The sequence below is a fragment of the Bacillus sp. RIT 809 genome, assembly GCF_016892495.1.
Taxonomy (GTDB): Bacteria; Bacillota; Bacilli; order Bacillales; family Bacillaceae_G; genus Bacillus_A; species Bacillus_A cereus_U.
Genome location: NZ_JAFEMR010000007.1, coordinates 40,674 through 61,148 on the forward strand (window position 1 = coordinate 40,674; position 20,475 = coordinate 61,148).

Below are 20,475 nucleotides of genomic sequence, written 5' to 3' on the forward strand. Positions count from 1 at the left end.
GAATGGAGGTGTTAATTTGAAAAAGACCGATAAACGCAATCGTTTAGACGATATGATGTTTCATTATCGGGTAACAAAAAATAACATAGTTACAATTGAATATTGCGGAAAACAGATTATGATTTTAAAAGGAAATGACGTTGAAAAGTTTTTAAACAAAATAACTCGGGCAAATAATGAAAAAGAAAAACAACTTATTATGGCTAAAATTACAGGTAACTTCAAAAGAGGAAATGAACGTTAATGAAAACGAATCTCATTTATAACTTAATTATACAACATATAAAAAAGAAATGTCACTCCCACGACATTTCTTTAGATTTTCTTCATAAAAGATTTACATTTTTAATATTCGTTTACTTTCACATAAACTCACCGCTGAAATACAAGCGGTGCTTCTTATTTAATTACACAATAAATGCTTCATTACGTCTTCAAGTAATACGTTCGGCTTTAAGGCCTCGTTTTCCGTACGCCACCCTATAAATCCATCTGGCCTTATTACTACCGCTCCTCCATTTTCTATCCCATATAAATTCCTAAAATTATTACTTTGATCGATGAAATCACCAGTTAAACCCACCTGATACACTTTTATCTTTACGCCTAATCGGGATGAAACAACATTTGCAGCTTCAGTCCAAGCACTATGCCCTGCCTCAGTAAGTAATACAAAGTTGCTACCAAATAGATCAAGTATAGAAACTTCTTTTCCTTCATAAGTTCCAAAAAAATGTGGCGCACGCGTTCCCGGGCGTCCGTTCAAATCAACTATATCCATTCTATGCGGAGTGTTACATTCGTCTATAATTGCTTCTGAGCAATACTGATAACCAGCAGTGACAGCTAAACTATCCATATTACTCAAATTACCTTCCTCTCTATTCGCTGCACGAAATAATATACTACTCGCATGGTCCGTCGTTAATTTTGCAACAGGATATCTCTCGTCATGATACGTTTCTAACAATTTGGGATTTGCTTTCCCTTTTATAACAGCCGCTAATTTCCAAGCTAAATTATGTGTATCTTGTATCCCTGTATTTGAACCGAATCCTCCTGTTGGCGGCATAATATGTGCTGAGTCACCAACTAAAAAGATGCGATTTTCCTGAAATTTCACCGCTGTACTTTCACTCGCTTCCCACGGCAAAATACTTAATATTTCTGGCTTAATATCCGTACTTCCAATTGCAGTTTGAATAATTTGTTTACAGCGTTCTATAGAGAAATCCTCTGGTCGCTCCCCTTTTACTGGATTATAAGCTACATGATAAATCCATTTACTTTCGTTATCGACTGGAATAAGCGCACCAATTACTTCTGGATGTACTATCATAGTAAAACCGAATGCGTCTCCTTTAATAAATCCACTCAAATCCGCTTCAAAATATATGTTCATATAATAACCACCGATTGTACCACGGCCCTCGGTTAGAATACCTAGCTGTTCCCGTATTTTACTTTTCGCTCCATCTGCTGCGATTACATAATCACAATATATGACACTCTCTTTTTCTGTTTTTCGATCTCGAATAGTTGCTATTACTCCGTGCTCATTTTGCTCATAAGAAACCAATTCATGATAAAAAGATAGTTCTCCGCCTAATGCTTTCGCTTCTTGTAACATCATCTCTTCTAAAGTAATTTGATAACAAGCAGTTTGTTTGGATGGGCTAATCTCTTCCACTTTACGAACTAACTTTTCGTTATTTTCATACTGAGTCGCCCTTATTTGTTCCAACTCTTCATTCTTTACCTCTGCTATCGTTTGAACCGCAATTCTCCCGTGACAATTCTCTAATGCTTTACCAACTAATCTAATTCCTTTTTCTAGGCCTAATTCTCGAAATAATTCCATTGTGCGAAATGTGATTCCACCTGCTTTCGGATGAATCGCAGTAGACGGATGCCTTTCTATAAGCACATAATCAATGTTATGTTTTGCAAGAAATAATGCAGACGATAATCCTGATAATCCCCCTCCAACAATTAAAACTGGTACATGTTTCGATTTCATACATTTTCCCTCCACATATATTCTTCTGAGCTCAGTGACATAAATATAATCAAAATATAATCAAAAAATCAACAAAAATATAGACTTATATTTCATTTTGAATTATCATATAGATAGATTACGCCCCAAATTACTTTTTTCCTTTTATACATCTACAACTATGAGGACTGTGTATGAATAAAAGGAAAAAAAACAAAAAGAGCCTTCGTTATATAACGAAGGCTCTTTTTGTTTTTATGACAGTTAAATGGACACAATGTAATGAAGTCCTTACAATAGATTTCAAGGGGATCATTTACAATAAACGTATAATATTTTTAATTAACCTCACACAGAATACATATAAGTACAAGAAAATAATTAAAAACCAATTACAATTCAAATTTCAAAAACACACAAAAAGGAGGCTATACGATGACTAATAAAAACGAAACTGCTTGGAATTTAGAGAGTAGTTATACTGACCTGCCCAAATCATTTTTCACCGAAATCCCCCCAACTCCTGTACGCTCACCGGAGTTAATTAAACTAAATAATTCTTTAGCAATATCTCTTGGCTTTAATCCTGAGGAACTAAAAAAGGACGCTGAAATTGCCATTTTAGCTGGTAATACTATTCCACAAGGAGCTCATCCACTAGCTCAGGCATATGCTGGACACCAATTTGGTCATTTCAACATGTTAGGAGATGGTCGTGCCCTTTTGATTGGAGAACAAATTACTCCTTCAGGCGAACGCTTTGATATTCAATTGAAAGGTTCTGGCCCTACTCCATATTCACGCCGCGGTGATGGTCGTGCTGCACTCGGTCCTATGCTACGCGAGTATATTATTAGCGAAGCAATGTACGCACTTGATATTCCAACTACTCGCAGTTTAGCAGTAGTCTCAACTGGCGAACCAATCTATCGCGAAACAAAGCTACCTGGAGCTATTTTAACAAGGATTGCCAGTAGTCATATACGTGTTGGAACATTCCAATACGCGGCAGCTCGCGGCTCAATCGAGGATCTCAAAGCGTTAGCTGACTATACGATAAAAAGACATTATCCAGAAATTGAATCTACTGAAAATCCATACGTTTCATTACTACAAGAAGTTATTAAGAGACAAGCAAGCCTCATCGCCAAATGGCAACTCGTCGGCTTCATTCACGGCGTAATGAACACTGACAATATAACGATTAGCGGTGAAACGATTGATTACGGTCCTTGTGCCTTTATGGATAGTTATGACCAAGGAACAGTATTTAGCTCTATTGATGTAAAAGGTCGCTACGCATATGGAAATCAGCCGTATATGGCTGCATGGGACCTTGCACGATTAGCTGAATCTTTAATGCCGATTCTACACGAAGATGAAGAAGAAGCGCTAAAGATTGCACAAGATGAAATTTCAAAGTTCAGTGTGCAGTACGAAAACAATTGGTTCCTCGGAATGAAGAAGAAATTAGGACTATTTAGCAATGAAGAGCAAGATCAATCACTTATTGAGAAACTTTTAAAAGCAATGGAAAAATATAAAGCAGATTATACAAATACATTCCGTGCATTAACTGACACTACATTAGAAAATGCACCTTTATTTGAAAGTCCCGAATTTAAAGAATGGTACGAGCTATGGCAATCTCGGTTAGAAAGACAAAAAGAATCAAAAGATGATGCATACAAATTAATGAAAAATAACAACCCAGTAATCATCCCTCGAAACCACAGAGTAGAAGAAGCACTTGAAGCAGCTGTTAAAAATGGAGACTATAGCGTAATGGAGAACCTTCTTCAAGCTTTAGCAAATCCTTATGAATATTCTCAAGAACAAGCGGATTACTGCACGCCTCCAGCGCCGTCGAATCGTCCTTATCGTACTTTTTGTGGGACGTGATTTAGAGCAACTAAGACTGTTTTTCTGCTCCTAATTGTATTATTTATTAGTGTAATTCCCACTAAATTCAAGTACATGATTCGTTATTTTCCATAAAGGAACATTATAAGTAGAAAAGGTGTTTTCGTATAAAAACACCTTTTCTACTTTTTTCTCCATCTTGTGAAAAAAAACGTAATTTAATACTCTAGTTTGCGTTTCTTTTATGTATTACATATCGTTAGCATATTCTATGTGATTATAGTTGTATATTATCACCTCTATCAATTTCCTCCCATGCGAAAAAGATACATACACCAAACAAGCTGTCACGAACAAAGGAGAGCTCCTTACTTCCTACCTATTTCTTTCCTAATGCGTTAACTTGGTAACTGTTCTATTAAAATTCTTCTATTCAATCTTCATTTTTTCTTATTATATCCAGGTACATCGATAAGGAACAACTATTCTCGAATATAAAAATCCAGCTATTGTACAAATGTTGATAAAAAATAAAGGAGAAGAGAATGAATACATTTTAATATAACTAATGAGAATTTGTATGTTCCAATATCTTCACTATATTCCTCAACAATCTTTTATTAAAATTCATTACAATAGTTTAAAATTATGACGGATTACTTTCAACATAATGTGAAGGTAGCTCTAACAACAAAAAACTGGCTTGTAAACCTTTAATGTTTACAAGCCAGTAAATAATATCAGCTAAAGCTAGCACTCTTAAAATAATACTTTAGAGTTGTCTTCCCTCTAAGTATACTAACTCAGGTCTCGTTGGAGACCACCCTTCTCCGTGAGTCGATTGTAACTTATTGACGACAGTATTTGCGGTTGCTGTTTGTTGAATCTTTGGAGTAGTATTTATCGTAAAAACTGTAATACCTGTAACAGCTAAACTCATTATCATTAAACTCAGTTTCTTCATTATTTTAACGCCCCTTTAGCTAAATTTGTTTTTCTTGCTTCAAGACTTAAACAAAAATATTCACTAGACGTTTTATAATCACACATCTCATATAACCTAGCTGCCATCACCTCAGCATATTCTTCTACATAATAAGAAAGATTCTCTTCTTTGAAATAAGAAATCCCTGTAACAATTATCCTTTTTAATTCCTCGATAGTCACATTATTATTTAATGCTTTTAAAATATTGAAATGATGTGTATATTCTTCATTCTCTACTTCTAAACAAAGTTCCAATCCTTTTTCAATAAGGATAGAAGATATATTTGTTTCACCTAACTTAGAATATTCCCTAGCTTGTAAAAAAACAGCTTTGAAATGATTAGGTATTTTCTCTGTTACTTCTGATAAGTGACGGATAGCTAATTCAGAAAGGTTTTGATTTGCATATAGCCACCCTAAGTTGTGCCGCACGAATGAAATTAATCTTTCTTCATTATTTTTTTGTAATAAATTTAATGCAGAATTTAAATGTTCCTCGGCCTGTTCAAACTGTTTTAGAGATACACAACTCATTCCAATAGTATTTTCGCAAGAAGCAGTATTACTTTCATAACCTTGGTGTTTAGAGAAGATATCTTTTGAAATAGTTGCATAGTGAACAGCTAAAAGTGGTTCATTATTATTATGATAGAATAAGGCTAACTTAGATTGAAATTCAGCTTGTTCAATTTCTTCTGGAACGTCTTTCAAAAAAAACTCTGCTTTTTCATAATATTTTTTCGCTTCTTTATAATCTTTAAGTATAGTAGCATATACCGCTTTACAAAAATGGTAATAATAAGATAAGAAACCATCCGTCGGAATTTTAAAAGAATCTATTTCGTCAAAGCTTCTCTTTGTGATACTAAATCTATCAACAAGCGTTTTATAACGAAAATCTAGTAAGAAATAATATAATAAATTTTGTTCTTGCAACATTTTATTTGATTCTTGTTTCAAAACATCAATATTTTTATCAATTTCTTGTTTTAAATTAGTTACTTTTGACAATTGTTGTTGTAACATTGCTTGATACCATTCATTAAGTTGCTTTGTAACCTGTTCGCTTCCCTTCACTGGAATGTTCATAAGATCCCCCTTTTTTGAATATTCTCACATAAATAATAACAAATAGATATTAAGATATAAATATCTCATTAATATTTCTCAACATTTATTTAACATTAAATCCATTAAATTAATCACATGCTGTAAATTTTTTAAAACACTAAAGAAAATTGCCCCCCCATAAATACAGCGTCTAAATCACTATAAAAATCTATAAATACAATATATTAACACTTTATAAATGTGTATTCACACTCCACCATTACTTTAAACACCCTTCTTCATCAACCCTGCAATCCCCCTGCTCCCTTCACTACCAACTTTCTCAAGTTCTTCTATAACTAATTCTCGTCTCTCCACAGAATGATTTTGACTTAACTTCGCTTTTCCTTCTATTTTATTTATCTTTATTTTAAACCCAACTATTCCCCTACTTAATCCTTCCATATAATTCGGATCTACATCATTCAGTGAGTAGGTGCTTTTTGGATTTTCATATTTATGTACTAAATCTTGAAGTGAATCTATTAATTCCTGTTCATCTTCAACAATTTCTAACTCTCCATATACATGCACCGCAACATAGTTCCATGTTGGTACTGCTTTATTTGTTTCATACCATGACGGAGAGATGTAACTATGTGGCCCTTGAAAAACAGCTAACACTTGTTGATTCCCACTATCTTTCCATTGGTCATTTGGACGTGCAAAATGCCCGTATAAAGTAAGTGTTGCCTTATTTAACAATAAAGGCAAATGTGTTGCGTACGGTGCTCCGTTATGTTGAGAAAATAAAGTTGCAAAGCTATTTTGTTCAATAATTTCGTACTTCTTCTCTTCATCTTGTATAGTGAAATGTTTTGGTATGTACATAAGCTCCCTCTTTTCTTTTCTTCTTATTTCCCATTATATTTACGAGATTTATTATTTGGCAGGGACAGATTGTAATTGTTTTATAAGGTCAGTTCATATAGTAAAACCTCTTCTTCAAAAATAATAGGTGGCATTATATGATTTCTGCCACCTTAGTCTATTTTCTTATTGATACAAACTCCCTTATTCAACTATCCTTCCTAGATTTTTCCAATACAGCTTCAATGAATTCCGTTTTACCTAAGCTATAACTTGAGCGATTTTCCACCGTTTCTGCTAACTCTTTCTTTAACTTCCCATATTCAATAACAACGTTTGGATTTCCACGAAGATAATCACGAAACGCCACATGTCTTTTTAACTCGTCACTATTCTTATCACATACATATAAATGATGTTCCATCCAAATTGAATTCTTCCCATCCCTCGGAACATATTGATCCTTTCTTCCAAAAGCCTCTCTCCCTTTAGAACTCCACTCTTCCTGATGAAAATATCCTATCTTTTCAAATCTCTTTATTACTTTAGGAAAAACATCATAATCTTCTATTACAACATCGACATCTAATATCGGTTTAGAAGCAAGACCTTTAACAGATGTACTCCCAACATGCTCTATAGAAAAAATAAGTTCTCCCATTACGTTATTAATCAACGTCTGTAATTTACAAAATTCACTTTCCCATTGTGTATTATATTTCTCAACAGTAATAAATTGTTTCAATTGACCCATCCTTCTCAAATCACTTTTATAACCTCTGAATATGAGTATCCTTAAAATCAGTCTCATACTTCAATCCATACCCAAGCATTCGATCCATCCCAATATGTGCTGTCCATATTAAACCAACCATTAAAATCGTATCCATCTTTAAATAGACCCCTATTAAAACAAGTAATATTGATATGATATATGTGTGAAATAGATTATAAATTTGTGCACCGACACGTTTGTTAATAGCGTACGCCACCATTGCTAAATCAGGTGCAAAAAGTAATACGATAAATAATAACCAGCTAAATCCACATAATGCATATATATAAATCGTGGCTAATAAGACGACCAATCCTTCAAAATGTATAATTCGTTTCTCCAAACTTCATCATTCCTTATCTTTTAACTTAAAAATTTTATTCGGATTTAAAATATTTTGCGGATCAAGAGCTTTCTTTATTTTTTCCATTACTAAAAGCGCAGCCCCATGTTCTTCTTCTTGATACTTCTGCTTCCCTATTCCAACGCCATGCTCTCCTGTACACGTTCCGCCACGCTTAAGAGCATACAATACGATACTTTCGTTTATTTCGTCCCCTTTTTTTACTTCATCTTTATCGTTTGGATCAATCATTAAGAGCACATGGAAATTCCCGTCTCCTACATGGCCAAGAATACCACCAACAAGACCAACTTTATCTAATGTCTCTTTCGCATGCTGTATTGCACCAGCTAATTCTGAAATTGGCACACATACATCTGTACTCATTAGCTTTTTGCCAGGGTAACTATGAACGTAAGAATATGCTAAATTATGTCTTGCATCCCATAATTTATTTCTTGCCGCAGTTTCAGTTTCAAAAGCGACTTCTTTACATTTATGATCAAAAACAATTTCCTTCGTAAACTCGATATCTTGCGTTAGCCCTGCTTCATTTCCGTGAAACTCTAAAAACAGTGTTGGTTCTTCTCTGTAATTTGTTTCATTATAATGATTTACTTGTTTCATAGATAGTTCATCAACGAGCTCTATTCTCGCAATTGGAATACCAGCTTGCAGTATGTTAATAACAGCTTCTACTGCATCATTTATAGTTGGAAACGATGCTCTCGCAGCCATAACATGTTCTGGTATGCCGTATACTTTTAATGTTAGCTCTGTAAAGCATCCAAGCGTACCTTCTGATCCTACGAAAATACCATTTAAATGATAACCTGATGATGACTTCGCCGCTAAATTGCCAGTATGTATCACTTGTCCATCAGCGAGTACCACTTCTAAATCACGAACTTGATCACGCATTACGCCATACTTAACCGCTGTCGTTCCGCTCGCGTTTGTAGCAGCCATGCCTCCTAACGTTGCATCTGCGCCTGGATCTACACTAAAAAATAGACCATACTTTTTCAATTCTTTATTGAGCTGAGAACGAGTCACTCCTGGTTGTACTTTCACAAGAAAATCTTTCTCTCTTATTTCAAGTATTTTGTTCATTAATGAAAAATCAACCGTAATCCCCTTTTCATACGGAATTATATGGCCCTCTAAACTGGAGCCTACTCCAAATGGAACGACAGCCTTTCCATGCAGACTCGCTACTTTCATAATCTCGCTAACTTCTTCAGCCGTTTTTGGATACACAACTACATCCGGCAAACTACTAGTATGGTAAGATTCATCTTTACTATGTAACTCTCTTACTGTCTTATTAACCACTACTTGATCTTCAGGAAGTACATCCTTTAATTCATTTACTAAACGTTCAATTGTTATTTCCATTACGTACTCTCCTTTTATATTATTTACGCCGCATTAATTATACCATTTTTATACAAAATAATCAGAATAGTAAGATTCATGTACTTTTATATATAAAAAAGAACTTGCAGTATTCCCTACAAGTTCTTTTTTATAAAACTACATTTTAGACGATTTCTTCAACAAAATCATAAACCAAACTAAAGTAAATGCCATCATAGAATGAGAGAACCCTACAATATAAGTTAACCCTTTAAAGTCCGCTCCATTTAGTTGAAGAAGTCCTCTCGCTGCCAACGAACCTAACATTAAAGTTAATGCGATATTATGTACAATAAACCAATTATTAAATCCTTTCACTTCATGAAAAGCGAATACTTTCGCTAATCCTAAAGCAATTAAAAAGAAGAAAAAGCCAAGTACTAACGTATGCGTATGCAAAAGATTTAATAGTGTAGATCCTATTATCCCTTTAAATTTCCCGTACTCCCTAGCGAATATTCCTGATAGTAAACCAATAATTAAATAAGTAAACGATGCGTTATATAATTTTTTCATTATGTACCTCCTTAAGTAGAATGTGTAGTGTGTCATATTTAGTAATAATGATAGTTATATAGTAAAAACTCCTAGTTTCCTAGGAGTCATTGTATATGCATCTCACTCTTTCCAGTTAATCCTAATTATAAAATATCCTTCTATGCAAAACAATCGAACTTTATGTGAACAAGTAACTCTCAATAAAAATAACTTGCACTTTTATTTTGCACAATCCATACTAATTGTTATAACTTTTAAAGGGGGTGCAATAGATTGATAGTTCTTGAAACTGAACGACTCACTCTTCGCTGGTTTGATATAAAGGACACTCCATTTATTCTCGAATTAGTAAACGATCCTGCATGGATTCAGTTTATCGGTGATAAAGGGGTTAAAAACTTAGAAGATGCAAAAAATTACATCTTAAATGGACCCGTTGATATGTATAATAAAACGGGCTTTGGTCTTTACTTAGTGGAACGAAAAGAAGATCTCACTCCACTTGGTATGTGTGGTCTTATTAAAAGAGATTCATTAGAAGACGTTGATATCGGCTTCGCCTTTTTAGAAAAATTCCGTTCAAAAGGATATGGCTATGAATCAGCTGCTGCGGTAATGGAATACGGTGTACAAAAACTAGGAATGAAACGAATTGTAGCAATTACTTCTATAGATAACACTGTTTCAGGAAAGCTTTTAGAAAAAGTAGGATTACGATTCGAGAAAATAATTTCAGACTCAGAAGAAGATCTGAAATTATTTGGGTATAACGCATAATAAAAAAAGGTCGCCATTCACGGCGACCCTTTTACTATTTCACTTCTACCGTATAATTCCCTGTTCCCCCGCCGTACTGATATACATGTAAATAATACTTCCCTGGATGCGTATAGTAACTACCTACTAATTTATTTCCTTTCATCATAGAGAGATAAAACAAAAATTATCACATGCATCTATCCATCAAAATAAAAGCATTTCATTAAAATACATTTAATATCCCTATAGATTTATGTTAATATTTTAAATATTAACATAAATAAAATCACCTACTTTTCATACGAAAATCTTTAAACTTTAACGTGTAACTTATTTTCAGTTGAATATGGCATATGAAATGGGGTTGAGAAATTTATAAATCACTTTCTTTTTATACTGAAATTTTGTTGAAATAAAATATAAACAAAGGGAGCCTACAAACGATGAATGTATCTTTAATTACACCTACTACCGATTTACAAGAAGAATACTTAGATTTTTATAACGAATGGAAAAATAGCGGTGAAACGATGATTCCGTGGGTTATCTCAAAAGATCCTTCTAATTTCACGGCAATGATTCAAGAATTACACGAGGCACATAACGGAATAAATATACCTAAAACTTGGGTACCAGATTCTACTTATTGGCTCGTTACAAATGAAAATAAAATTTTGGGAGCAGTTAATATTCGTCATAGTTTGACGGAGCATTTATTTAATGCTGGCGGCCATATCGGTTATGGCATTCGCCCTTCTGAAAGAAGAAAAGGATATGCTACGAAGCTACTCGAGTTGTCATTAGAAAAAACGAAGCAATTAAGCATTACGAAAGCACTTGTCGTTTGCGATGAAGTGAATACAGCTTCAGAGAAAACGATTTTACATAACGGCGGTCTCCGTGATGAAGATTTCACTGAAGAAGATGGTAATGTTGTGAGAAGGTATTGGATTGAGCTCTAAATGATCAAAAACAAGCCAGAAAGTGATTACACACTTTCTGGCTTGTTTTATCCCGCTATTCGCCGGGCAGTATAACTCCCACCTCAAAATTCGGCTGGAACAAAGAAGTTAGGTGGGAGTTATACTGCCCATAAACGCCCGATTGGTGAAGGCTAATAATCAGTGGGGGATGAACAAAACCCCCACTGATTAAAGTTTCACTTTATACTACTTCTATTTCAAACTGCACTGTAATACCACTCGGATCTACTACCGTAAATCCATTTGTAGTTTCATTTATTTCATGTTGTTTTTCTATTAATCTTTCTTTTACTTCATTTAAAGCTTCTTTATGAGGGAGTACAATCGTATATACTTTTAGTCCCGTTGCATGTGCTGGTGGATGCGGGTTATTTACCCCGTTCCACGTATTTGCACCGATATGGTGATGATACCCTCCTGCCGAAATGAATAAGCAATCATCTTCACGCTGTTGTACTTCAAAACCTACTGTATCTACATAAAACTCATGTGACTTCTCGACATCAGCTATTCGTAAATGTACGTGTCCAACCACAGTGTCAGCAGGTAAACCATCAAACTCATAATCAACGAGCGTTGCTAGTTCTTTTAAATCAAGTGGCGTACTTCCTCCTGGCCCTTCTCCCCACTGATCTCGAGGACGGTCCGCATAAATCTCAATACCGTTCCCCTCTAAATCTTGTAAATAAAACGCTTCACTATACGTATGATCACTTGCACTATTAAACCTTGAAATTGGTAAAATTTCATTTGAATATGTATAACGTCCTTCTTGTTCAGCTGGACTATCAATTACGTTCTTATTACGAATCACCCCAAATAGTGCCGAAGCAAAAGCCTCACGAGTCGGAACTAAAAAGGCTACATGATATATACCCGTCGTACGTGGTTCTTGAAGCGCTGCATCTTCTAACTTCTCAAGTACAAGTAGCGTATTCTCACCACCTTTTCCTGCTAAATATGCTTTATTCCCCTCTTGCTTAATTACTTCTAGCCCTACTACATTCTCATAAAAAGCAATTTGACTCTCTAAATCTTTTACTTTAAATGCAACATGACCAATACGTGTTTTCGGATGAATTTGTACCATGAATAACTTCCTCTCCTAGTCCTTTATTTCAAAACAAATTAACATAGCCGTTACTATGAAGGATACAACCAAAAACATACTATGTAAATAAGAAAAATCAGAATTAATAGTTTTCCATAGACCATTAATGACAAAAAGCCATCTCCTCTGAAATTCAGAAGAGATGGCTTCTATTATATAAACCTTTTACTTTATTACCCTTTAACTATATATTTATTTCATCTTATGTACTTCAGCAACTAACTTTCCGCCCTGAATACCCATATAAAGCTTAACAGGAGCATCATTCGTATTTTCAAATACTAAGTCTAAATATGGATACGCAATTGTAGCATCTCTTCCCTGCGGGACATAACCTACTGTCTTAGAATGTGTAGTTCTCTCTACCATTTTTAAACCAGCTTGATCTGCTGCATTGTATAGAGTTGATGATGTTTGACAAACGCCACCACCATAACCATCTACTAATTTACCATCTACAATTTCTTTACCTAATTGATATCCTTTATCTGGCGTTGTATCACCGATTAATGCATTAAAAGAGAAACCGTCTCCTTTTGCTAATACAACTCCATTTATGCTCGCTGCTGACAAACGAATATTCTCAATACGGCCACCTGCTGAGCCACCTAAATTCGTTTCATATCTACCAATTACCGTGCCACTTCCTTGCGCATCACTTAATGTTGCGGTAGGCTTTTTCTCAACGATAGGTAACTGATATGAAGAATCCCACATACCTACATTTAATAATTTGTCTACTAATTCTTTTTCCATTAATTCATAAGAAGGCTTTCCTTCTTGCCATGATCCATCAGGCGCTATACGTGAAGGGACCATCTTTTTGTCAACGCTTTTCCCAACTTCACCAGCAACCTTCGTTACCGATTTTTTGAATTTCGCCTCATCTTCAAAATAACCTAAGCTCGATAAGTCTATTTTCTTCACTTCAGTACCAGTACGCCCATCCACTAGGCTAATTGAATCCTGTACATCAGCCTTGGCCTCTACAACGTTCCCACCAAAATCACTTACTAATGCCACATCACTTACTTTTGTTCCACAACCACTTACTACAGCTACACATAGCACCCCTACTAATATACCCTTTATTTTTCGGAACAATATACTCTCTCCTTTTCCCCAACATTATTTCTTATGTATTATTTCATTTTTATGTATGTTTTGTTACAATCATTTTACAATATATTTAGAAAATGTTACAAGTTATTTTTTACTCTATTTAAATTACTCTTTTCTTTTGTAAATGTCTATACATATTTATATAAATTTTTGAGTTTGATAAGATTGTAACTTTTATGTAACCTATCTCTATCCAGTATATACCATTCAACAGATGAAATACAAATGTAAAACCCTTTCATTTCACCTCTCTAGTCACCTACATACTTCAAAAACCGTAATACCACTTTCTCATATGTGATCATTATTAAACAACTTAAACCGAGCTTTTATAGGTAAAAACAATCATTCACTTCAGCGTATATAGGTATTTGCCGTGCCACTACTCCGCTTTCGCACATACATTATGATGAATTCAACCCACCTTTAAGAAATGGAGGAGTTTTTATGTATCCCTACAATCCTTATGATCCATATAACCAATATGGTTACCAACCTCAGTATGATTTACAAGCACAATACCAACAATATATAGATCAAGCAGAGCAAGTTAATCCATATGATCCAAATAGACAATTTCAACTTCCAATCTCTTTTCCTGGCACCGGAAACCGTCAACTAGAACGACGAGTAAATGAGCTTGAGCAAAGAGTACGTCAACTAGAAAACACAGTTGAGCGTCATACTCGTAGACTAAACCGCTTAAATCAGCGTTTACGTACAGTAGAAAATAGACTAAACATTCCATTTTCAGCATTAGAAGACGGATTTTAATTTCGAAAATAACAAATATATAAGGAAGGGACTCCCCCTTCCTTATATAAATTGACGAAAGTTTTTTCCATCTCTATACTGATAAGAGTTAATGAAATGAAACAAGGTGATAAATATGGATTTTGAAATAAATTTTCTTTCCTTTTATGTAGTACAAGTTGAAGGAAAAGGTGAAGCAGTTGATAAACGCTATAAACATTTTCAAACATTAGACGCTGAAGAGTATGAAGATAGCTCTTTAAAAGAATTTTTGAATGGTGAATTATTAAAAATTTCAAAGCGAAAAGTAGAACGTCACGCAAAAACAGAACAAGCCCCAACAAAGATTGGTCGCTTTATTGTAGAAGAAGGGCACGAACTCGATTCAAACCCTCATTACAACTTATTTAATCGTATTCGTTTTGCAGAAACAAAAGAAAACTTCAAAGATATGAGCGAACCTCTCGTTTATACATACCTTGACACAAGCGCTGTACGTGGTGGTGTATTTTTAATCGCTCAAGCAAAACTACGCAAATACTTTGATGATCCATTCGTATTCGTAATGAAATGTGACTTCGAACCAAAGGTTGCTTCCATTTCTGATGAATCAACGCTTATTCGTAACGTTGAAATGGCCATCACAACAAAGAATATGAAATCTATCCAATACCCATACATGCCTGAAGAAGGTATGGTGGAGCCTGGCGAACTAAAAATACACCAAGCATCACACGCCCGCTACTTTGAGGACTTCTTAAAATTCGTCGAGTACGAGCGCTCTATGCCTGAAATTATGAAAACACAAGTAATGGACATGGTATACGATCAAATTGAAGATGTATTTGAAGAAGGTACTGAAGAACGTGAACAATTCGACCAAGCAATGGAAGTTTGGGCTGCCAGTCCAAAACGTGAAATTATGGAACAGTTTTCAACAGAAGAAGTAATGGAAGCTACTGCTCAAATCGTCGAGCACGCCCCTGAAGTAGAATTAAAGCTAAAAGCAGATCATATCTCTGTGAAGGCGTTGCTTGCTGATTTCGGAGATCTGATTCATATCGCTAAGATAAATGACAGATACGTACTAATGATCGAAGCAGATACTCTTACGTTTGAGAAAGGGTTCTCTCCAATTGAGTTTTTGAAGCCGGATGAATTGCAAGACGTGATTGAGCGGATTGAGAAGAAGCAACAGTTTGGGTATGATCCGAGCGGGATTGAATAGAACTCTTTTATAAACAGTGACTACTAAAGTGTTTAAAATATCAATTATGTGTTCACAAGCGTGAACATCCAGTACTAAAATTCTTGGTTCTAATATTAAATAAATGCTTCCATATAACTATTTTTTACTGAGCGCTATTCACAAGCGCTCTTTTATTTTGGTCACATTTCCGTGTCTATTTGGTGGTCACTAAAAGTATATGGGTACTAAAACTTTCTACTATTTGAGTTTTTGAAGTCGGATGAGCTGCAGGACGTGATTGAGCGGACTGCGAAGAAGCAGGGATACTAATATGTTTGTGTGATTTACAGAAACAAGCTATCATTTTATAGATTTAATTTTACCATTCACTACTTTCCTCCCCTACACCTCCCATATACATAAGATGCTATATCTATTTGGGAGGTGTAGGGGTTGTTCTTAAATCAAAATCCACAGCTTGCTTCTTATGAAATAGGAGATTGGTCATATGGTGACCTTAATGTTCGTACTTGGGGGGGAAGGAGCTTCGCTTAAATTAGGTAAGTTCTGTTCCATAGCCGACCATGTAACAGTCTTTTTAGGTGGCGAACACAGAACAGATTGGATTAGTACCTATCCATTTAATGTGATAGTTCCCGAGGGTGCGGGGTTTAGCGGTCATCCGAAAACTAAGGGAGATGTAATCATTGGTCATGACGTTTGGATAGGCAGTGGCGCTATGATTATGTCTGGAGTCAAAGTCGGAAACGGAGCTGTTATTGGCGCAAGAAGCGTTGTAACACGAGATATCCCGCCGTATGGAATAGTAGCAGGTAATCCAGCAAAGTTGGTTCGGTATCGTTTTTCACCAGAAGTGATTGAAGAACTTCAACAAATTTCTTGGTGGGACTGGGATATATCTACTATCACGGCGTCTTTACATTTTCTTCTTTCAGATAATGTCAGTGAGTTTATTCGAGAATATAAAGAATGATCAACTCACTTAAAAAGTAAATACTAAAAAACTCCTATATCTATAAATGGAATAGGAGTTTTTACATTGCTCACTAATAAATTCTCCTCATAACAAGGACTAGCCTTAGCTACCTTAATACATTTACGTTACGTTACCTTTCCCTCTTCCTGCACCTTCTCCATCTCAGCCAAATACCTAAGCTGCCTTTCCGCCTTTCTCACCGCAGTAGGAAAGTGTTTTTTCAAAAGTTCTACTGCAGATTCACTTATATAATATCTTTCCGTTATACTTTCCCACGTGTCACTACTTTCAAATGCACTCCATACAAAAGGACGCTCTGTATTTTTTCTCAGTTCTTTAAACACCCATTTTCGCATCCTTTTTTTCGCTTTTTCTGTTAGTTTTCCGTTCTTTACAAGTTCAAGCTCACCATGTCTCTTGTATCGCTTATTAATATCTCTCTCACTATATGCTTTAAGAAATATATTCGCTGTATTCTCAGCATCTGCGAAAGCACGATGTTGCCTACCTTCCCATGTTAAACCGAGCTGCTCCACTGCAAATTGTAAACTTGGTGTATGCTCAAATAATTCTTCATATGCCTGGAAAACAAATTTTTGCACATCAAATCTGCTCTCTTTTTCCATACATGGGCATTCTATACCGTATAATGTACAATCTTGAGATAGAAAACGATAATCTTCTTTTCCCCATGAAATAAATATAGAATCTTCTCCGATGAACTGAATAAATTTCTCTATAATTTGAGGGAATTTCTCTGCACCAATTAAATCTTTCTTTGTAATTCCAGTTAATTTTGTTGTATGACGAGTTAATGGGGCACTTGGTTTTACTAACTCTGAAAATTCTCCAATAACCTTCATTGTACTCACATCTATTTTTACAGCTCCAATATCAACTATTTCTGACGGATCTTCTGATTTATACGGCCTAAAATTCCTTTCAATATCAAACACAATGAAGTGTGTAGCGTTTTTCAATTTGTATACCTCTTTCTAATTCCTATTAATATGAAAAGCCTAATTAACAGCTTCACTTTATTTTCAGTATCTATTTATACATGCAGTTTATACATTTAATACATTTAAATATAAATCGAAAATTCAGTCTTATTATCACATGTAAATAGGAGGACCTTCAATAAAAACGCAAAAAAAAGAAGGGCAAGCCCTTCTTTTTTCATAATTACTTCTTGTTTACGTTTGTAGCTTGAGGTCCACGGTTACCTTGTTCTACTTCGAAAGTAACTTCTTGACCTTCTTCTAAAGATTTGAAGCCGTCGCCTTGGATAGCTGAGAAATGTACGAATACGTCTTCTCCGCCTTCAACCTCGATGAAACCGAAACCTTTTTCTGCGTTAAACCATTTTACTTTACCGTTTTGCATTTAAAAAATCCTCCTACAATGTACCTATATGTACATATTCATTTTCAACCACTTTACAATAATACATCATATATTAAAAAACTGCAACCCCCGAGGAGATTTAACATTGCTATCCTCCTCGGAAGTTACAGCTCATTTAAATCTCTATATTATTAAAAGTAAAATGGTTTAAAGTAACTATATCATATCAATATAATAAAAGTAAAGTTTTTTTTAGCTATACAGCTTTTTTCTTCCATTGCATCTCTTTTAATTCACCTGATCCAGCTACAACATAGCCTTCTTTTTCATTAACAATGCGCCAACCATGCCCTTTAACCGAATCACATACTGTAACAATTCCTTCTTCAAGAAGCACACGGCAAACAGTACTAATTCCCGCCTTATTTTGCGTTGACGTTGTATATAACACATGCTGATCTACACTTAAATCTAAATAACTACTCGCTTTTTGTTCACTTTGACATGTATGCCAACCTATTTTATCACTTTCGATACTCTCATCTATTCTGCAAAAAGAAATATTCCCGCTAATTCCCTTGCACGATCCACTTGCCGATACTAAATAGGAATTATGTATAGTCAACGCAGAAATCATCTGATTCATCGCTATTTTAATCCTTTTTAATTTACGTGTCTCTAAATCAAAAAGCCAAACACCACCATATTTAGTATGTATTTTCGTACCGATAAATAAGTAATGTTTATATAAAAATAATGATCGAATAGATGGTGCCTCGCTACCATAATTAAGAAATGGCTGAATAGTCTCCCATGTGGAACCAAAATTATTAGAATGATACAGTGTTTTATCTCCATGAGCAATTACTGTTCCATTCTCATTACTACATACATTCCAGCTCGTTGCTTTCGTTGGAAAGCGCTGGATCGTCCACGTTTCTCCACCATTCATACTACGAATAAAAACTCCTTCGTCTCCTACTCCGTAAACTACGTTACCCTCACTATGTAAATCTCGAATTCGTTTTTGGAAACCAGTTAAAACCTGTTTCCATTCTCCATCTTTTTCAATGAATAAACCATTATATGTAGTAGCTAACAAAAGCTTCCCATCTCTTAACTTTGTAATAGCAGTTGCACTTAACATTGTTTCCACGTTGACACTCCCATTCCTAGAACTTCTCGGCAAAAGCAATTGCAAAATCACTGCATTTTTCAACATCATCTTTATCTTCTGGAGCTAATTCAATTTTCAATCCTTCTTGTACAAGTTCTGCCCCGCATTTTACAAGACGTTCTTCAAATATCGTTACCGCTTCACAAAACAGTTCATACGCTGTATCACCTGATCCAAAAACAGCCACTTTTTTACCCGTTAAATCTATATTTTCTAACTCATCATGGAAATCTTCCGCTTCAAATGGTAATTCACCATCACCCCACGTATAAGATCCTAAAATGATTCCATCATAAGCTAATAATTCTTCAGCATCCATACCTTCCATCTCTTGCAATACTACTTCATGATCAAAGGCATCTAAACTTACTTTAATTAAATCAGCAATACTCTCTGTATTCCCTGACATACTTGCATACGCTATTAAAATTTTCGCCACTTTGACATCCCCCTTTTACAATAAATGATTCTCATTCTCATTATATTAATAATGAGAATCAATTTCAATTATATTTTTGTTATTTTATTTTATTCCATAAAAAAAGAACAGATGACTATACAATCATCTGTTCCTTTTTATTACTTTTTAAAAATACCAAATGGTTTTCCAACTGGTAATACAACTTTTTCGAAGTGTGTATTTAACACAGCTGCTGCTGAACCATAGAAAGATAATAATGAAATACATAGTTCAGAATACGCTGCTAAATTATGCATTGCGTGCGGCATAACACCTAAAGTACTTAATGAAAGACCGATAAATAAGAAATCAATAAGGACGAAAATCATAAATAATACTTTATGTGTTTCCATTGCACCAATTGTCATAAAGATCGTGAAAATCAAGTATCCGATAAAGGCTATACCAAGCTGTTTTGAATCTGCAGTTTGGGCTAATTTTTCGCCAAATACTCCAAGTTGAATTAACCAAGTCATTCCAACACCTAACCAAAATAGGCCGTACGCACCAAATGCTGTTGTACCGAACGTATTGTTATGCTTTGCATCGTGAATGCATGCAAAGATTTGTGCAAATCCTCCTAAAAAGATTGCCCATGGTAATACAAGTGAAACGCCATCTGTTAAGCCTAACTTTTGAGATGATGCTACAAGTGTTACCATCGCTAATCCAAATAGACCAATTCCAGATGGATCTGCTGTTGTCATTTTCACATGATGTGTAGTAGTTTGATTGCTCATATAAACCTCCTGATTATAAACATACTCGAATAC

At 34.9% G+C, this 20,475-nt stretch carries 21 protein-coding genes and 1 pseudogene; 7 read left to right on the plus strand and 15 right to left on the minus strand.

All coding sequences use genetic code 11. The annotated features are described in order from the left end of the window. Positions 1-16 precede the first annotated feature (16 nt). A complete protein-coding gene (locus JTF23_RS09725) occupies positions 17-244 on the plus strand; it encodes a hypothetical protein (RefSeq protein ID WP_199709597.1) in 228 nt (75 codons plus the stop codon). 159 nt (positions 245-403) lie between these two features. Here the strand turns inward: JTF23_RS09725 and JTF23_RS09730 are convergent, their stop codons facing one another. Next, the gene (locus JTF23_RS09730) at positions 404-2,020 is read right to left on the minus strand and encodes an FAD-dependent oxidoreductase (protein ID WP_204208632.1); all 1,617 of its coding nucleotides are present in this window, start codon (positions 2,018-2,020) and stop codon (positions 404-406) included. Positions 2,021-2,434: 414 nt separating this feature from the next. Between JTF23_RS09730 and JTF23_RS09735 the strand changes: the two genes are divergently transcribed. Next, on the plus strand, positions 2,435-3,901 hold the full coding sequence (locus JTF23_RS09735) for a protein adenylyltransferase SelO (protein WP_204208633.1): 1,467 nt from the start codon (positions 2,435-2,437) through the stop codon (positions 3,899-3,901). 733 nt (positions 3,902-4,634) lie between these two features. On the opposite strand, the gene JTF23_RS09740 is transcribed toward JTF23_RS09735, so the two are convergent. From JTF23_RS09740 to JTF23_RS09770, 7 genes are all read right to left on the minus strand, one after another. Further along, a complete protein-coding gene (locus JTF23_RS09740; RefSeq protein ID WP_078174141.1) occupies positions 4,635-4,826 on the minus strand; it encodes a Phr family secreted Rap phosphatase inhibitor in 192 nt (63 codons plus the stop codon). Continuing rightward, positions 4,826-5,938 (minus strand): response regulator aspartate phosphatase, encoded by a 1,113-nt coding sequence (locus JTF23_RS09745; RefSeq protein ID WP_204208634.1) that lies wholly within the window; start codon positions 5,936-5,938, stop codon positions 4,826-4,828. The genes JTF23_RS09740 and JTF23_RS09745 overlap by 1 nt, the downstream gene beginning before the upstream one ends. A gap of 246 nt (positions 5,939-6,184) precedes the next feature. Continuing rightward, a complete protein-coding gene (locus JTF23_RS09750; protein WP_204208635.1) occupies positions 6,185-6,790 on the minus strand; it encodes an FMN-binding negative transcriptional regulator in 606 nt (201 codons plus the stop codon). A 187-nt stretch (positions 6,791-6,977) separates the two neighbouring features. Then, positions 6,978-7,514 (minus strand): GrpB family protein, encoded by a 537-nt coding sequence (locus JTF23_RS09755; protein ID WP_204208636.1) that lies wholly within the window; start codon positions 7,512-7,514, stop codon positions 6,978-6,980. A 25-nt stretch (positions 7,515-7,539) separates the two neighbouring features. Then, complete coding sequence (locus JTF23_RS09760) at positions 7,540-7,887, minus strand: DUF4260 domain-containing protein (RefSeq protein WP_204208637.1); 348 nt, start codon at positions 7,885-7,887, stop codon at positions 7,540-7,542. 6 nt (positions 7,888-7,893) lie between these two features. After that, positions 7,894-9,285: an FAD-binding oxidoreductase gene (locus tag JTF23_RS09765; protein ID WP_204208638.1), complete on the minus strand. Its 1,392-nt coding sequence runs from the start codon at positions 9,283-9,285 to the stop codon at positions 7,894-7,896. A 138-nt stretch (positions 9,286-9,423) separates the two neighbouring features. Further along, entirely contained in the window at positions 9,424-9,822 is a 399-nt protein-coding gene (locus JTF23_RS09770; protein WP_204208639.1) for a DUF2871 family protein, read from the minus strand. 255 nt (positions 9,823-10,077) lie between these two features. Here JTF23_RS09770 and JTF23_RS09775 point away from each other — a divergent pair, with 255 nt between their 5' ends. Then, complete coding sequence (locus JTF23_RS09775) at positions 10,078-10,581, plus strand: GNAT family N-acetyltransferase (protein WP_204208640.1); 504 nt, start codon at positions 10,078-10,080, stop codon at positions 10,579-10,581. 425 nt (positions 10,582-11,006) lie between these two features. Then, complete coding sequence (locus JTF23_RS09780; protein WP_002199735.1) at positions 11,007-11,525, plus strand: GNAT family N-acetyltransferase; 519 nt, start codon at positions 11,007-11,009, stop codon at positions 11,523-11,525. A 202-nt stretch (positions 11,526-11,727) separates the two neighbouring features. On the opposite strand, the gene JTF23_RS09785 is transcribed toward JTF23_RS09780, so the two are convergent. Both JTF23_RS09785 and JTF23_RS09790 read right to left on the minus strand, forming a co-directional pair. Beyond that, positions 11,728-12,636 (minus strand): VOC family protein, encoded by a 909-nt coding sequence (locus tag JTF23_RS09785; protein WP_002199734.1) that lies wholly within the window; start codon positions 12,634-12,636, stop codon positions 11,728-11,730. 213 nt (positions 12,637-12,849) lie between these two features. Next, the gene (locus JTF23_RS09790) at positions 12,850-13,761 is read right to left on the minus strand and encodes a VanW family protein (RefSeq protein ID WP_204208641.1); all 912 of its coding nucleotides are present in this window, start codon (positions 13,759-13,761) and stop codon (positions 12,850-12,852) included. 465 nt (positions 13,762-14,226) lie between these two features. Between JTF23_RS09790 and JTF23_RS09795 the strand changes: the two genes are divergently transcribed. From JTF23_RS09795 to JTF23_RS09805, 3 genes and pseudogenes are all read left to right on the plus strand, one after another. Further along, the gene (locus JTF23_RS09795; protein ID WP_002111071.1) at positions 14,227-14,553 is read left to right on the plus strand and encodes a hypothetical protein; all 327 of its coding nucleotides are present in this window, start codon (positions 14,227-14,229) and stop codon (positions 14,551-14,553) included. 115 nt (positions 14,554-14,668) lie between these two features. Then, a complete protein-coding gene (locus tag JTF23_RS09800) occupies positions 14,669-15,760 on the plus strand; it encodes a DUF3900 domain-containing protein (RefSeq protein WP_204208642.1) in 1,092 nt (363 codons plus the stop codon). A gap of 414 nt (positions 15,761-16,174) precedes the next feature. After that, positions 16,175-16,715: pseudogene (locus JTF23_RS09805) on the plus strand (CatB-related O-acetyltransferase). A 128-nt stretch (positions 16,716-16,843) separates the two neighbouring features. Here the strand turns inward: JTF23_RS09805 and JTF23_RS09810 are convergent. The 5 genes from JTF23_RS09810 to JTF23_RS09830 form a co-directional block, all read right to left on the minus strand. Continuing rightward, positions 16,844-17,698, minus strand: coding sequence for an exonuclease (locus tag JTF23_RS09810; RefSeq protein ID WP_204208643.1), 855 nt, complete (start codon positions 17,696-17,698; stop codon positions 16,844-16,846). Between the two features lie 205 nt (positions 17,699-17,903). Beyond that, on the minus strand, positions 17,904-18,104 hold the full coding sequence (gene cspB, locus JTF23_RS09815; protein ID WP_001179147.1) for a cold shock-like protein CspB: 201 nt from the start codon (positions 18,102-18,104) through the stop codon (positions 17,904-17,906). Between the two features lie 217 nt (positions 18,105-18,321). Beyond that, the gene (locus JTF23_RS09820; RefSeq protein ID WP_078174150.1) at positions 18,322-19,221 is read right to left on the minus strand and encodes a WD40/YVTN/BNR-like repeat-containing protein; all 900 of its coding nucleotides are present in this window, start codon (positions 19,219-19,221) and stop codon (positions 18,322-18,324) included. 16 nt (positions 19,222-19,237) lie between these two features. Beyond that, a complete protein-coding gene (locus JTF23_RS09825; RefSeq protein ID WP_002160966.1) occupies positions 19,238-19,681 on the minus strand; it encodes a flavodoxin in 444 nt (147 codons plus the stop codon). 140 nt (positions 19,682-19,821) lie between these two features. Then, positions 19,822-20,442, minus strand: a complete 621-nt coding sequence (locus tag JTF23_RS09830; protein ID WP_204208644.1) for an acetate uptake transporter — start codon at positions 20,440-20,442, stop codon at positions 19,822-19,824. Between the last annotated feature and the right edge of the window lie 33 nt (positions 20,443-20,475).

What these genes read in the sequence shown, in the direction of transcription:
- JTF23_RS09730 (WP_204208632.1), bottom strand. Translation starts at nt 2,020, where the DNA reads ATGAAATCGAAACATGTACCAGTTTTAATTGTTGGAGGGGGATTATCA.
- JTF23_RS09735 (WP_204208633.1), top strand. Translation starts at nt 2,435, where the DNA reads ATGACTAATAAAAACGAAACTGCTTGGAATTTAGAGAGTAGTTATACT.
- JTF23_RS09740 (WP_078174141.1), bottom strand. Translation starts at nt 4,826, where the DNA reads ATGAAGAAACTGAGTTTAATGATAATGAGTTTAGCTGTTACAGGTATT.
- JTF23_RS09745 (WP_204208634.1), bottom strand. Translation starts at nt 5,938, where the DNA reads ATGAACATTCCAGTGAAGGGAAGCGAACAGGTTACAAAGCAACTTAAT.
- JTF23_RS09750 (WP_204208635.1), bottom strand. Translation starts at nt 6,790, where the DNA reads ATGTACATACCAAAACATTTCACTATACAAGATGAAGAGAAGAAGTAC.
- JTF23_RS09765 (WP_204208638.1), bottom strand. Translation starts at nt 9,285, where the DNA reads ATGGAAATAACAATTGAACGTTTAGTAAATGAATTAAAGGATGTACTT.
- JTF23_RS09770 (WP_204208639.1), bottom strand. Translation starts at nt 9,822, where the DNA reads ATGAAAAAATTATATAACGCATCGTTTACTTATTTAATTATTGGTTTA.
- JTF23_RS09780 (WP_002199735.1), top strand. Translation starts at nt 11,007, where the DNA reads ATGAATGTATCTTTAATTACACCTACTACCGATTTACAAGAAGAATAC.
- JTF23_RS09785 (WP_002199734.1), bottom strand. Translation starts at nt 12,636, where the DNA reads ATGGTACAAATTCATCCGAAAACACGTATTGGTCATGTTGCATTTAAA.
- JTF23_RS09795 (WP_002111071.1), top strand. Translation starts at nt 14,227, where the DNA reads ATGTATCCCTACAATCCTTATGATCCATATAACCAATATGGTTACCAA.
- JTF23_RS09800 (WP_204208642.1), top strand. Translation starts at nt 14,669, where the DNA reads ATGGATTTTGAAATAAATTTTCTTTCCTTTTATGTAGTACAAGTTGAA.
- cspB (WP_001179147.1), bottom strand. Translation starts at nt 18,104, where the DNA reads ATGCAAAACGGTAAAGTAAAATGGTTTAACGCAGAAAAAGGTTTCGGT.
- JTF23_RS09830 (WP_204208644.1), bottom strand. Translation starts at nt 20,442, where the DNA reads ATGAGCAATCAAACTACTACACATCATGTGAAAATGACAACAGCAGAT.